This is a genomic window from Bacteroidales bacterium, assembly GCA_012517825.1.
Classification (GTDB): Bacteria; Bacteroidota; Bacteroidia; order Bacteroidales; family JAAYUG01; genus JAAYUG01.
The window spans coordinates 21,430-35,003 of record JAAYUG010000173.1 but is presented as its reverse complement, the minus strand read 5'-3'; the positions used below and the strand labels follow the sequence as shown (position 1 = coordinate 35,003).

The 13,574-nt window shown below is 44.8% G+C and carries 12 protein-coding genes; 8 read left to right on the top strand and 4 right to left on the bottom strand.

Features of this window, described 5'->3' with window-relative positions; translation table 11 throughout:
• Positions 1–19 precede the first annotated feature (19 nt).
• Positions 20–286 carry a hypothetical protein gene (locus GX419_12170; GenBank protein ID NLI25449.1) on the bottom strand — a complete coding sequence of 89 codons (267 nt, stop codon included), beginning with the start codon at positions 284–286 and terminating at the stop codon, positions 20–22.
• Positions 283–501 carry a hypothetical protein gene (locus GX419_12165; GenBank protein NLI25448.1) on the bottom strand — a complete coding sequence of 73 codons (219 nt, stop codon included), beginning with the start codon at positions 499–501 and terminating at the stop codon, positions 283–285. The genes GX419_12170 and GX419_12165 overlap by 4 nt, the downstream gene beginning before the upstream one ends.
• A 63-nt stretch (positions 502–564) precedes the next feature.
• On the opposite strand from GX419_12165, the gene GX419_12160 reads away from it, so the two are divergent.
• Entirely contained in the window at positions 565–1,014 is a 450-nt protein-coding gene (locus tag GX419_12160; GenBank protein NLI25447.1) for a bacteriophage CI repressor, read from the top strand.
• A 59-nt stretch (positions 1,015–1,073) separates the two neighbouring features.
• On the opposite strand, the gene GX419_12155 is transcribed toward GX419_12160, so the two are convergent.
• Entirely contained in the window at positions 1,074–2,192 is a 1,119-nt protein-coding gene (locus GX419_12155) for a class I SAM-dependent RNA methyltransferase (protein NLI25446.1), read from the bottom strand.
• A complete protein-coding gene (locus GX419_12150; GenBank protein ID NLI25445.1) occupies positions 2,189–2,998 on the bottom strand; it encodes a TlyA family RNA methyltransferase in 810 nt (269 codons plus the stop codon). The genes GX419_12155 and GX419_12150 overlap by 4 nt, the downstream gene beginning before the upstream one ends.
• Positions 2,999–3,271: 273 nt before the next feature.
• Between GX419_12150 and GX419_12145 the strand changes: the two genes are divergently transcribed.
• The 7 genes from GX419_12145 to GX419_12115 all read left to right on the top strand — a co-directional run bounded on the left by GX419_12145 (position 3,272) and on the right by GX419_12115 (position 13,462).
• Positions 3,272–4,396 (top strand): hypothetical protein, encoded by a 1,125-nt coding sequence (locus tag GX419_12145; protein NLI25444.1) that lies wholly within the window; start codon positions 3,272–3,274, stop codon positions 4,394–4,396.
• Positions 4,397–4,399: 3 nt separating this feature from the next.
• Positions 4,400–5,380, top strand: a complete 981-nt coding sequence (locus GX419_12140; protein NLI25443.1) for an ABC transporter ATP-binding protein — start codon at positions 4,400–4,402, stop codon at positions 5,378–5,380.
• Positions 5,373–6,434, top strand: a complete 1,062-nt coding sequence (locus GX419_12135) for an ABC transporter permease (GenBank protein NLI25442.1) — start codon at positions 5,373–5,375, stop codon at positions 6,432–6,434. The genes GX419_12140 and GX419_12135 overlap by 8 nt, the downstream gene beginning before the upstream one ends.
• A 592-nt stretch (positions 6,435–7,026) precedes the next feature.
• Positions 7,027–7,566, top strand: coding sequence for a hypothetical protein (locus tag GX419_12130; protein ID NLI25441.1), 540 nt, complete (start codon positions 7,027–7,029; stop codon positions 7,564–7,566).
• A gap of 27 nt (positions 7,567–7,593) precedes the next feature.
• Positions 7,594–10,743 (top strand): SusC/RagA family TonB-linked outer membrane protein, encoded by a 3,150-nt coding sequence (locus GX419_12125; protein NLI25440.1) that lies wholly within the window; start codon positions 7,594–7,596, stop codon positions 10,741–10,743.
• A 21-nt stretch (positions 10,744–10,764) separates the two neighbouring features.
• Positions 10,765–12,246, top strand: coding sequence for a SusD/RagB family nutrient-binding outer membrane lipoprotein (locus GX419_12120; protein ID NLI25439.1), 1,482 nt, complete (start codon positions 10,765–10,767; stop codon positions 12,244–12,246).
• Between the two features lie 130 nt (positions 12,247–12,376).
• Complete coding sequence (locus tag GX419_12115) at positions 12,377–13,462, top strand: PHP domain-containing protein (GenBank protein ID NLI25438.1); 1,086 nt, start codon at positions 12,377–12,379, stop codon at positions 13,460–13,462.
• Positions 13,463–13,574 lie beyond the last annotated feature (112 nt).

Genomic DNA, 13,574 nt, shown 5'->3' with positions numbered 1-13,574 from the left:
AAGGACAGCTTCTTTTTTTTTATTGACCGGATCGGGTTTTTGATACTTCTTCGATTATTTTGAGAACTTTCTGAAAATAAGCCGCCCTCTCTCCAGGGGGCATAATGGCCTGGTTTTTTTCTCTGTTCAAAAGAATCATCGGGTCAGTTTCATTCAATGATTCAATAATGGCGTTCTCGTCAAGAACTCCCGTAAGAATTTTAATGGAGTGGATAAGATACATCCGCAATACAGAATACTCGTTGCCGGATGCAATGAACCTCCATGGTTTCTTTTCCCAGTTCATAAAATGGAATGTTTGAGTTCGTCATCAATATGTTTTCTGCGTTCTTCCACCAGTTTGTTAAGTGTTTCAAAAACAAGCGGATGCATTTTGTACTTTCCTTTCAACATGTTTATTACGGTGACGTAGTGAAAACCGCTTAAGGCCGCTATTTTTTTTATATCGCCATACTTCAGATAAGACTTCAGGGTGTGTAATTCATTCTGATTATTATACATTTGCACTAACTTTTACTAACGTTTTTTATGTTTTAAAACAAATGTAATAAACAAAACGTTTATATGCAAAAACAAAATCAACACAATGTTGATTTAATTCTGAAAAAACTGAAGAATGTTCTGCATGCGGAAACCGATCAGCAGCTGGCAGCAGTTCTTGGTGTCAGCCCGCAGGTGCTTTCGAACTGGAAAAACCGGAAGCGTATCGATTATTCACTGATTATTGATTTCTCAAAAAAGCATCATATTAATCTTCACTGGCTTTTTAGCGATGAATCGGGAGAAAATTATATTGTTCCTGATAGCAATAAACAAAATGTGAATGAGGAAGTTGTCTCCTACATGCAGATAGACGAATGCAAAACCTGCAAAATTTATGAAAGGGTGCTGCAGCAATTTGAGCTGATCATTCAGCAGCAGGCGAAAACCATCGAATTACTCAGCGGTGAATTTGAGAATTTGCGCAGGCTTTATGAGGATGTTCTGAAAAAGGTGGAAGAGAATTCCCGTTAGTTACCGGCTTTTAATATTGTCAGTATTGAACGGAGGTATAGAATTGCCCGGATCCAGGGTTATGCCCTGTCCAGCAGGGCAAGGCATTCAACATGTTTTGTGAGCGGGAAGAAATCGAAGGGTACAATTTTTCTCACGGCATATCCTCTTTCGCAAAGGGTTTTCAGGTTTTTTGAAAGGGTTCCCGGGCTGCACGAAAGATAAGCTATTCTCACCGGCCTGAGAGTCGCTGTGATCGATTCCAGCACATCGGGTTCAATTCCGGTGCGGGGTGGATTGGCGTAGAGAAGGATTTCTTTGCCGGAGGTTTTCTGCGCCGCAGCCCAGGCCTCTGCCTGAGGGATTCTTTCACTGCATTTGCCCCGGAGGATTTCGGCTTCGGGAACGTTTTTCCGGGCACAGGTTACCGCTTCTCCTGCCAGTTCAATTCCCAGGGTGGGACTTCCCGCTTCCGTCCAGTACCGAAGGCTATTACCGGTTCCTGAATACAGATCAATCACGGCGAATGAAGGGTCTGGTTTCAGCCAGGAGGATGCTTCCCGGAGGGATGCGTGATAAAGTTCGGGAATCAATTGCTGAAACGACCGGGGGCCGTATTGCATGTTTTTTTCGTCGAACGACCAGGGAGAACCCCAAACGCATTTCATGGGGGTTTTTTCGAACAACCTGCGTCCGGCCGACGGATTGTAGTGAATCCACAGCCCTTCAATGCGGCTGGCGGCAAAAGTTTTCTCCGCCTTATTATTTAACCACTCCATTCTGGCCGGCGTCTTCCCTTTCAGAATCAGCGTAACCTGTTTTCCGGCCTGCACATAATAGGCCAGAGGAAATTCTTCCGGGGGTGGCAAAACCATACTGAGAAAGGAAAGAATCTGGTTCACTTCCGCGCCATGCACAGGGCATTGCATGACGGGAATGAATTCATCCCGTTTCATCATGCCGAACAACCATTTTTTTTCAAGGTACCTGGCATGCAGGATTACTTTATACCTGTATCCCAGCCGGTTATGGTCCTCAGGCCCGGTAACGGGCTGAACTGCATCTTTCCAGGGAAGGAGGGTCCTTTTGATAAAATCTTCCTTCTGCTTAAGGCTTTCCTGAGCAGGCATGTGCCGGTGCGTGCATGAAGGGCAATGCGGATTGCATCCCGGTGGGAGGAGGAGTTGTTCGCCGTTCATATACTGAGTTTTTCTTTTTCGGCAAACGCTTTCTGAACAATGGTTGCCGGATCAATGGGTACGGTCATTTTTTCCAATGCAGGCACGCAGAGGGCCATGTACTCAATGTTTTTGTTTATTTCAACGGGTGCCCAGGTGAGGCCGTTGATGGCAAAGCCGTATTTTGCGCTTACTGACAGGATTTTCTGCAAAACCATCCGGTGGGTTGCCGGATCTTTCACGATGCCGTTTTTCCCCACAAGTTCCTTTCCTGCCTCGAACTGCGGTTTGATAAGGGCAAGGACGCAACCGGAAGGATCCAGAAATTCTGACAAGTAGGGAAAAATGTGTTCCAGCGAAATGAAGGAAACATCCACTGTGATGCAGTCGGCCTTCTGATGAAAGAGTGCGGCCGGTTCCAGATTTCTTATGTCACAGTTTTCATAGCTTACCACCCGGGTATCGCTGCGTAAGGAATCATGCAGTTGTCCGGTGCCAACGTCAACGGCAAAGACCATCTTTGCTCCGTGTTGCAGGGCACAATCGGTAAATCCTCCGGTGGAAGAGCCAATGTCGAGGACAACCTTTCCGTTGAGATCCATACGGAAGTCGTTCAGGGCTTTTTCCAGTTTATATCCTCCCTGGCTGACGTATCGCAATGATTCCCTGACGATGATTTCATCCGTTTCGTCGGCCGGCATGGAAGGTTTACCGGCCACTTTACCGTTTACCAGCACAAATCCCCTGCTGATGGCCCAGCGGGCGCGGGTACGGGTTGGCTGCAGTCCCTTTTCAACAAGATATACATCGAGCCGTTGGCGGGGCATAAGTTTATTATTACTGTGCAAAGCTATCGAAAAGCACTGTTATTTTTGAAATGATACCCGGGTTAAAGGTTGTTAAGCTTTTTTAAAAATTTTTAACGAATTCAGGTTAAGGTATTATAAAACAGGCAGATACTTATAGTTTTTTGCTTATGTACAGCTCCCAAAAGCCGGTGGAGCGTTTCAATGTATTTTTCAGGTATATAAATTTGCTCCGGTAAAAAAGCTGAATACAACATGAGACACTTCAGGATGCATTATCATGAATACGGCAGGATGTTTCTGCTGGTAACAGTTTTGGTTTTGCTCATTGCCACTGTTGATTCCAGAGCCGATGAAGGGGTGCGGTTGTATACCCCCTACACAAAAATTACTGTTTCCCCGGGTGAGACAGTTGATTATTCCATTGATGTAATTAACAATACCGACCAGACAAAGAATGTTGACATTTCCGTTTCGGGCATGCCCAGAGGATGGAATTACATTCTCAAGTCGGGTAGCTGGAATGTACAGCAGATATCGGTACTTCCGAAGGAAAGGAAAAGTCTTTCGCTGAAAGTGGAAGTGCCTTTGAAAGTGAATAAAGGAACTTACCGGTTCAGGGTTGTTGCCGGGGGATTTCATACACTGCCCCTTGCGCTGGTGATTTCCGAGCAGGGAACGTACAAGACGGAATTCACCACCAACCAGCCGAACATGGAAGGTCAGGCTTCTTCAACCTTTACCTTCAATCTGGATTTGAAAAACCGCACTGCTGACAAACAGCTCTATGCACTTATGGCCGATGCTCCCCGTGGCTGGACTGTCAGTTTCAAATCGAACTACAAGCAGGTAACTTCGGTAAATGTTGAGGCCAACAGCACAGAAAAGATTACCGTTGAAATCAAGCCTCCGGCAGAAGTGCAGGCCGGCAAGTACAAGATACCCGTGCGTGCCGTTTCCGGAGCTACTTCCGATGAAGCCGTGCTGGAGGTTGTGATTACCGGCACGTATGGTATGGAACTGACAACCCCTACCGGGCTTCTCAGTGCCAGTGTTACAGCCGGCAAGGACCGCAAGATCGAACTGGTTTTGCGCAATACCGGCTCGGCCGAACTGCGGGATGTTGAATTGAAATACGCTGCACCGGCCAACTGGGAAGTGGTTTACAATCCGAAGCGGGTTGACCGGTTGGCTCCGGGTGAAGAAACACGGGTGTTTGCCACCATCAAAGCCGACAAGAAGGCGATTCCGGGCGATTATGTGACCAACCTGGAAGCCAGAACACCGGAAGCATCTTCCAAAGCATCGTTTCGCATGGCGGTAAAGACGCCTCTGCTCTGGGGCTGGATCGGTGTTTTGATAATTGCCGGTGTTCTGAGTGGGGTATATTATCTGTTCCGCAAATATGGGAGGAGATAAGCCGTGTCAGAAAATATTGTTGTCCTTACGAATCTGACCAAAAAATACGGGTCATTTACCGCGGTTGACAATTTGAATCTGGTCATCCGGCGGGGAGAAATTTTCGGCCTGCTGGGCCCAAACGGGGCGGGTAAGTCAACAACCATCCTTATGATGCTGGGCCTGACGGAACCCACCTCCGGTTCTGTGAGAATCTGCGGCATTGATCCGGTTACTGATCCCATCGGAGTGAAGCGGAAAGCAGGATATCTGCCCGAAGATGTGGGATTCTATGATGACCTTACCGGACCGGAAAATCTTGTTTACACGGCAAAGCTTAATGGCATCGGCGGTACTGCAGCCACTGAAAAAGCGATGAGCCTGTTTAAAAAAGTCGGTCTGGAAGGTGAAGAAAAAAAGAAGGTGGGAAAATATTCGCGGGGAATGCGCCAGCGGCTTGGACTTGCTGACGCGCTTATTAAGAGTCCCGAAGTGATCATCCTGGATGAACCGACACTGGGAATAGACCCTGCGGGTGTGCGGGAGTTTCTGAACCTGATTGTGGAACTCAGCCGGGAAGAAAAGATCACGGTTTTGTTTTCATCCCATCTTCTGCATCAGGTTCAGCAGGTGTGCGACAGGGTAGGGATATTTGTGGGTGGTAAACTGCTGGCAGAAGGGGATATCAGGTCTCTGTCGGAAAAATTGTTTGAGGGCAGTGCCTATGAGACCGAAGTGGCCGTTGATCCTCTGCCTGAAGTAAAAGGGCTTTCAGCAGGGGATCCGGAAGCTCTTGTGCGCAGTGTACTGCAGAATGTAGAAGGGATAACGGCTATACGGGCTGAGAATGGTTTGTTCCGTATTGAAAGTACCCGCGACGTAAGCCGTGAAATAGCAGCAAGGCTGGTACAGGCGGGGGCTGGCCTTACCCATCTGAGCCGCAGGGAATATGGTCTTGATGATATTTATTACCGCTATTTTGAAGGAGGACTGAAAAATGGATAAAGCCGGGAAGCTGACATTTTCGTTCAGGGAGTGGATTCGGACCTTAAAACAGGGTCTGATTTCATTGTTTCAGCCGTCAGAAAGCGGAAACAGGGAGCAGAGCGGACGGCATCCTTTCAGCGTTATTGTGCGTAAAGAAATGGCAGATCATTTTTCAAGCTGGCGGTTTATTATCCTGGTTTCCCTGATTTTTCTCACCTGCCTAGGGTCGATGTACACGGCAATGGCCAATATTTCGAAAGCCGTGAAATCGGAAGATGCGGAAGGTGCTTTTTTCTTTCTTCGTTTGTTTACTGCTTCCGACGGTACTCTTCCTCCTTTTTTCGTATTCATCGGGTTTCTGGGACCTCTGCTGGGCATAGGCCTTGGGTTTGATGCCATCAACAGCGAACAGAACCGGGGTACATTAAGCCGGTTGCTGGCTCAGCCCGTGCACAGGGATTATGTTATCAATGCCAAATTTCTGGCCGCTCTGCAGGTCATCAGCCTGATGTTTTTTGTCCTGGGTTTTCTGGTGATCGGTTTTGGGCTGATTTCCATCGGAATTCCTCCCACGGCTGAAGAGTTTCTGCGCATCGTCTTTTTCCTTTTGCTGAGCATCATTTATGTAGCATTCTGGCTCAACCTGTCCATCTTTTTCTCGGTGCGTTTCCGACAGCCGGCAACGGCAGCATTGGCAGGTATTGCCGTCTGGCTATTTTTTACGGTGTTTTATCCGATGATTGTGAACCTCATCATCAAGGCGCTCAGTCCCGACCAGACGATGGAGGCCTCTTACAAGATGTATCTGCTGGAAAAGCTCAGGCTCACCCTGATGCGCTTATTGCCCAACCAGTTGTTCAGTGAGGCGACCACCACCCTTCTCATGCCTTCTGTAAGAAGTCTGGGGCCGCTGACCATGGAGCAGCTTTACGGAACCATTCCGGGCCCACTGCCCCTGGGCCAGAGCCTTCTGCTGGTCTGGCCGCAGGTAACCGGACTGATAGCCGCCACGGTTCTGTGCTTTGCCCTGTCGTATGTTTCCTTTATGCGAAGGGAAATACGATCAAGGTAATTTTTATTTTATCTACCCTGACAGGGCAGCAGGATTGAAACGCAATCATGCACAGAGATGTTACTATTTTCCAGAACAAAAGTTGTGATAGCCTCCTCAAATAACTCTTTTATCACCTTGCCTTCTGGATATTGCGAAGTACTTGGGATAATTCATAATATCCCTTGTGCTAATTATCGTCAGGCCGGATTTTACATCCTGAGTTTCAGTTAAACCTTTCTAAATCTACATTGCTCTTAAAAAAACTGAGCAATGTGCCGCAAGGGCCGCTTTCACTTCGTTTCAGCGGGGTTTGCCCGGATGCCAGCGTTAAAGGCTGACCCACTGCGCATCAGTTCGCTTTCGCTCCTGATGCGCAATCCGGGCTTAAAATACTTCGCTGATCAATTGCTGATTTATGTTAAACTTTTTTTATAGTGTATGAACTAATGTTATTGATCTTATTAGGATTAACATTTTGTTTCATTTTTCTTTGGATTAGGTAAAGGTGTTTTTAATGCTATTTAAAAGATTAAAACATCCAAAAATAAATTTCACATAATAAACTGCAAATAAGGCGGCCATAGTTTTGTGCTGATTAAAAAAGCGAAATATGAGCCGCAAAGACTTCATTATTTTTTACACATTTCTGATTCTTCATGCTTCTGTGGCAGGTCAGCAATTGGCAAGCAATCAAAGCGTTCAGGCAGAAGGTATTGGCAAACCCCTTTCAACTCCCCTGTTTGAATTCCGCCTGAAATATGCGTATGCTCAGCTTCAGGAGGACTTAGGGAAAGTTAATGTATCGGAAGTACGGAATCACTTTCTGGGAAGAGAGGTAGCTATTCGCATGCATGTGTTTGAAAAAGAATATGCAATACGAACAGAACCGGCCCCCGGATCATTCAGTGAGAAGATAGTATACCGTAAGCCGGTAATTTACCATAGCATATATAAAATGGAGCGGTACTACAAGAATCTTGTCAAGAAAAACAATATTCTGCCGGAAGCAGCAAGCGCTGAGATGAGCAAGTTCATAGAACTGGCCATTTTGTTGCTGAATGAAGATACGAAAGGTTTGGAGAAAGAACTTTTACGGGCAGAAAACTCAGCCATGATTGTTGAAATTTTCAAAAGAGTAATAATAATCTGATAGTTAAACCCTAAAACAACTTTGTTTATGAAAAAAATTCTCGTGTTATCCTTATTGTTGCTGCAAATTTCTTCATTAGCGTGGGCACAGCCGTTAAAAGTGACAGGGAAGGTCACTGATACGCGCGGAGAACCTTTGCCCGGAGTGAATATTGTAGAAAAAGGTACTACCAATGGAACTATTTCCGACATGGAAGGTGCCTATTCGATCAATCTCACAAGTTCTTCTGCTGTGCTGGTTTTTTCTTATGTGGGATTTGCGGTACAGGAAATTCCGGTAGGGATAAATACTGTAATTGATGTACAGTTATCAGAAAAGACAGTAGGCCTGGATGAAGTTGTAATAACTGCATTGGGTATTACACAGGCAAAAAAATCAGTAGGATATTCGGTGCAGGATTTTTCCGGAGAACAACTCAGCAGGGTAAATGCTTTGAATGTGGCCAATTTATTTAGCGGGCAGGTGAGTGGATTAACAGTTAATAATCCTACCGGTATATTTCAAAGCCCCACGCTGGTTCTCAGGGGAAAAACTCCGCTGATTGTGGTTGATGATATTCCGGTAAGTACGAATTTTTTTGATCTTACATCGAGCGATATTGAGAATGTTACCGTGTTAAAAGGAACTACTGCTTCGGCTTTATATGGTTCACGGGGGCGCAACGGGGCTATTCTTATTACAACGAAAAAAGCAGGGAAAGAAGGGCTTGAAGTTGTTCTGGCAAACAACACCATGGTAACTGCCGGTTTTACGGTATGGCCCAAGACCCAGACACAATACGGAAACGGATCCAACGGGCAGTATGAATTCTGGGATGGACAGGATGGAGGAGTGAATGATGGCGATATGATTTGGGGGCCAAAATTTGAAAAAGGGAAAGAAATAGCACAGTGGAACAGTCCGATTAAAGACAATGTAACAGGTGAAGTGATTCCCTGGTGGGGTGATGTTTTCGGAACCAAGTACGATGACAAGTCGAGATATTCAAGAGTGCCGATACCATGGGAATACCATAATAACTTAAAGGATTTTCTGGAAACGGGGTTGGTATCAACTACAGATTTCTCTTTAAGTTCTAAAGGAGAAAAAGTTGCACAGCGTTTTTCTGCGAGCTATACCAAACAAGACGGACAGGTTCCCAATTCTTTTCTGCATCTGGGCGGATTGAGTTATAATTCGACTGTCAAAATATCCAACAGTCTGACCTTCGACGGAAAGCTGTCGTACAATAAGGTGTATTCGCCAAATTATCCGCGGTATGGTTATGGTCCCAGAAACCACATGTACACCATACTTATATGGATGGGGGATGATGTTAACGGAAAGGATCTCAAGCGTCATTTATACGTTCCGGGCCAGGAAGGATATCGTCAGGCGAATTTTAATTATGCCTGGTACAACAATGTCTATTTTGCTGCCTATGAGTTAAGTCAAAAGTATGATGAGGATAAGCTGAACGGACAGATAAAGCTGAAGTATGACATTACAAAGAATTTAAGTCTTCAGGCTCGTTCATCAGCTGTTATTACCGGACTTTTTGAAGACAGGGCAAGTCCGAAGTCGTATCTGAATTATGGTGACCCGCGCGATGGTGATTATAAATCATGGAATTCGCATTGGCTGACTACTGACAATGACATTTTGCTTACTTACAGGCAGCCGGTATCCAGTTTTCTCAATATAACCGTCAATGCCGGTGGTGCAACTATGTACCAGAAGTATAGTCAGGAATATAATGCTACTGACGGTTTAATAGTTCCCTGGGTTTACAGTCTGAACAATTCAAAGGGTGCTGTTAAGGCATCAACCTATCTTCAGGAAAAAGCCATTCGCAGCGTATATAGTACAGTTGATCTTGATTTTATGGATGCTTTGTTTCTAACATTTGCTGCCCGTAACGACTGGTCGTCGACCTTGCCCAAGGCCAATAACTCTTATTTTTATCCTTCTTTTTCAGCCAGTGTTCTTGTTTCTAATCTGGTGAAAATGCCCGAGGCCATTGACATGCTAAAAGTGTTTGGTTCCTGGGCTTCTGTTGCCAATGATCTGAGTCCGTATCAGATTTCCTCTTATTACGCCAATGTTGGCACTTACGAAGGGTTAACCATGCTGAGTTATCCGGGTAGTCTGGTTAATTATGATATTGCTCCTGAAAAATCCATTTCGTTCGAAACAGGGCTTTCTGCCTCATTTCTCAAAAACAGATTTCATTTTGATCTGGCCTATTTTAACGTGGTTGATTTGAATCAGATCCTTGACCTGCCGGTTTCTTCAGCTTCGGGATTTGGTAGCAGGAAGGTTAACGGAAATGAATATACTACCACAGGCCTTGAAATTTCTCTTGGGGCAATGCCGGTGCGTACTACCAATTTTTCATGGCAATCAACGCTGAACTGGGATACAAGGGTAAAGAAACTGACGGAAATTTATGGCGGTGCTAAGAAATATGGCAACTATTCCTTAAATGAGCGGGTTGATAATTATTACGCTATAGGTTGGATGAAAAGTGCCGATGGCCGGGTAATTATCAATGAAAGCACCGGTTTGCCCATAAAAGATCCCTACCCGCAGATGCTTGGTCATCTTGACCCGAACTGGCGATTCGGATTCATTAATAATTTCCGTTATAAAAATCTGTCAGTCGATATCAATTTTGACGGAGCCTGGGGAGGTGTATTCTGGTCACGCACGGTAGAAAAGCTGTGGTGGGGTGGCAAGCATCCAAACTCAGTAAAATACAGAGACCAGGAGTATGCAGCCGGCGAGCCGGTATATGTTCCTGATGGGGTAAATGTAGTGAGTGGTGAACTGGTAAGGGATACCGATGGGAAAATTATTTCCGATACCCGGCAGTATAAAGAAAATACTACAAAGGTGAGCTGGCAGAGCTGGTGTCAGATATATCCGTATCAGGCAAAAGTTACTGAAAAAGAAAGCGAATATTTTGCCAATGTGCTCGATCGCAGTTTCCTTAAGTTACGGCGTATCTCCCTTACCTATGATATGTCTGATGTTCTGAAAATCAAAGGGCTTAAGCGAACAGAACTTTCGCTCTATAGTTACAATGTGTTCATTATTAAAAAGGCCATGCTGGTTGATCCAGATTTTGGGGATGATAATAATCTTCAGGATCCTTCAGCCCGGTATATTGGCCTCTCTGCCAAACTAACATTTTGATTAATTGAAAAAAACATGCATATGAAAAAAATATTCATAATTGGTGCGTTCTTAATGGCCGGTGCCTTCTCCTGCCAGAAGCTTGAAGAGATAAACATCAACCCAAACAATGTATCGGAAACCCATCCGCAGTACCTGCTTACCACGATTGAGTGGAATGCATTTCAGGTGGAAGGGGCAGATCCTTTGTTTGCCTCACGTATGATCGTTCAGTCTGATATGGAACATCCCATGCAATTTTATACCTGGGACAGAGGTGATTTCTCAGCCTACAATGAACTGAGGAATGTTACCAAAATGGAACAAGAGGCCAAGAGAATAGAGGCTGTGAACTATCAAGCTCTGGCCAAATTCTTCAGGGCATGGTATTTTTATAATCTCACGCTCACTTTCGGTGATGTACCATACAGCGAAGCTTTGAAAGGGGAGTTTGATAAGGTATATACACCTGTTTATGACCAGCAAAAAGAGGTTTTTAAGGGTATTCTAACTGAACTTGAAGAGGCAAACAATATCATTACCGATGATCTGATTCCCGGTGATATCATTTATCATGGAGATCCGCTGAAGTGGAAGAAACTCATAAATGCATTCCGTCTGAGGGTTCTTCTAACTTTATCAAAGAAAGAAAATGAACCCGATCTTAACATTAAAAGCCGGTTTGCCTCCATTGTTTCTAGTGGTCCACTTATGGAATCGGTTAACGATGATGCAAAGCTGGTATTTATCAATCAGGTCGGCAACCGGTACACCGAATTCAATAACAGCAGCTATGGTTCTAACCGCTACATGGATTCCACCTTTGTGAGGCGATTACAAGACCGGAAAGATCCAAGGTTGTTTATTTATGCCGCTCAGACAAAGAATGCCAAGGAGGCTGGTCTACCCATTGACGATTTTACCGGCTATGACGGAGGTAATCCCATTGCCCCGTATAATGAGGTTAATCTGAAGGCTATTGCAGGCAACGTTTCAAAGGTTAATTTGCGATATACCACTGATCCTGTTTGTGAACCTCACATTTTGCTTGGCTATTCGGAGTTGCAGTTTATTCTGGCAGAAGCCCGCATACGAGGCTGGATAACCGGCACGGATGCAGCTGAGCTATATGAAAACGGAGTGAAGGCCTCATTCCAGTTTTACAATGCCTATGCAAAAGGATACGAATCATATTTTACCGAACAGGCCGCAGAAGAATACCTGCAGGAGCCTCTTGTAGAGTTTAGCGGTTCACTGACAAATGAAGAAAAAATTGAACGGATCATTACCCAGAAATATTTATTCTCTTTCCTTCAGGGCGGCTGGAGAATGTATTTTGAACATCTTCGGACCGGATATCCCTCATTTGCCTCACTGCCGGGGCAGACTCCTCCCACCCGCTTCATGTATCCTGAAGGAGAATACCAGTATAATTCAGAAAATGTTGCTGCTGCTATTACCCGCCAGTTCGGAGAAGGCAGGGATAATACAAGAGAAATACCATGGTGGTTAAAAAATAATTAGATGAATTTCTCATACTTCATGTTTGGTTTAGGTTAGTTTTGGTTAGGTTAGGGTAACCCGGTGTTGGCGTATGCTTTCACCGGGTTTTACTACCCAAAGGAGTAAAAAATTTTTTTAAAATACATCAATTATGAAAAAACGGATTAGTTTCATTACGTTGCTGTATCTTATTGCCGTAACTGGTATAGCGCAGATAGCGAATATTCAGGTACCTGAGCTGGAGAAAAAACATTTCAGGAATACAATACGAATACCTGATCTGGACGGATACAAGACCCTTAAGTGCGATTTTCATATGCACACTGTGTTTTCTGATGGTATTGTATGGCCCGACGTTCGGATTGAGGAGGCATGGGAAGAAGGATTGGACGCGATAGCTATCACAGACCATATTGAGTATACTCCCCATAAACCCTTCGTAGGAGGATCTTTCAACAGTTCTTATGAAATTGCTTATCAAAAAGCAAAAGAATTGGGTATTGTGCTGATCCGGGGGGCAGAAATTACCCGAGATATGCCTCCTGGACACCTCAATGTGCTTTTCGTGAAAAATATCGATAAAATCAATGTTCCTGACCCGATGGGAGCCATCATGGAAGCCAAAAATCAGGGAGCATTTATTTTCTGGAACCACCCGTGCTGGACAGCACAACAACCTGACAGTTGCATTATGTTTTCCATGCACAAAGACCTGATAAAAAAACACGTTATTTCGGGCATCGAAGTTTTTAATGAAAAAGAATGGTACCCGATTGCACTTCACTGGTGTTTGGAAAACAACCTTACCATTCTTGGTAATTCAGACATACACGATTTTACATCCCATTACTATTCGATGGAGCAATGGCACAGGCCTATGACGCTTGTTTTTTCAAAAGATACGGCCTCAGAAAATATCCGGGAAGCTTTATTTGCAGGCCGCACAGTTGCATGGTTCGCCAAGTACGTGGCAGGAAAGGAAGTTTATCTTCAAGAACTCTTCAGAAAATCTGTTATAGTTGATAAACCTGGCAAGACTATCAAAGGGGAAACGGCACTTACCCTTAAGAATATGAGTGATTTCACTTTTGAGCTTTCTTCGCTTTCAGTCCCGGGTAAATCGGTCGTATTCCACCCCGGCGAATCAATTTCCATGAAAGTTAAACCAGATGAAGAATTTTTTGTAACGAACTGGTTCATAGGGGCAGACAAAAACCTTAGGGTACGGTTCTTTTAGCTCAATTAGCGTTTCAGGGATTACTTGCCATGCGGGCCGGAAGGATTTGCTGGAATTCGGATGCCGGCATTGCAATGCAACCCGGGTGATTAAGGTTTCTTTTGCTTACAGT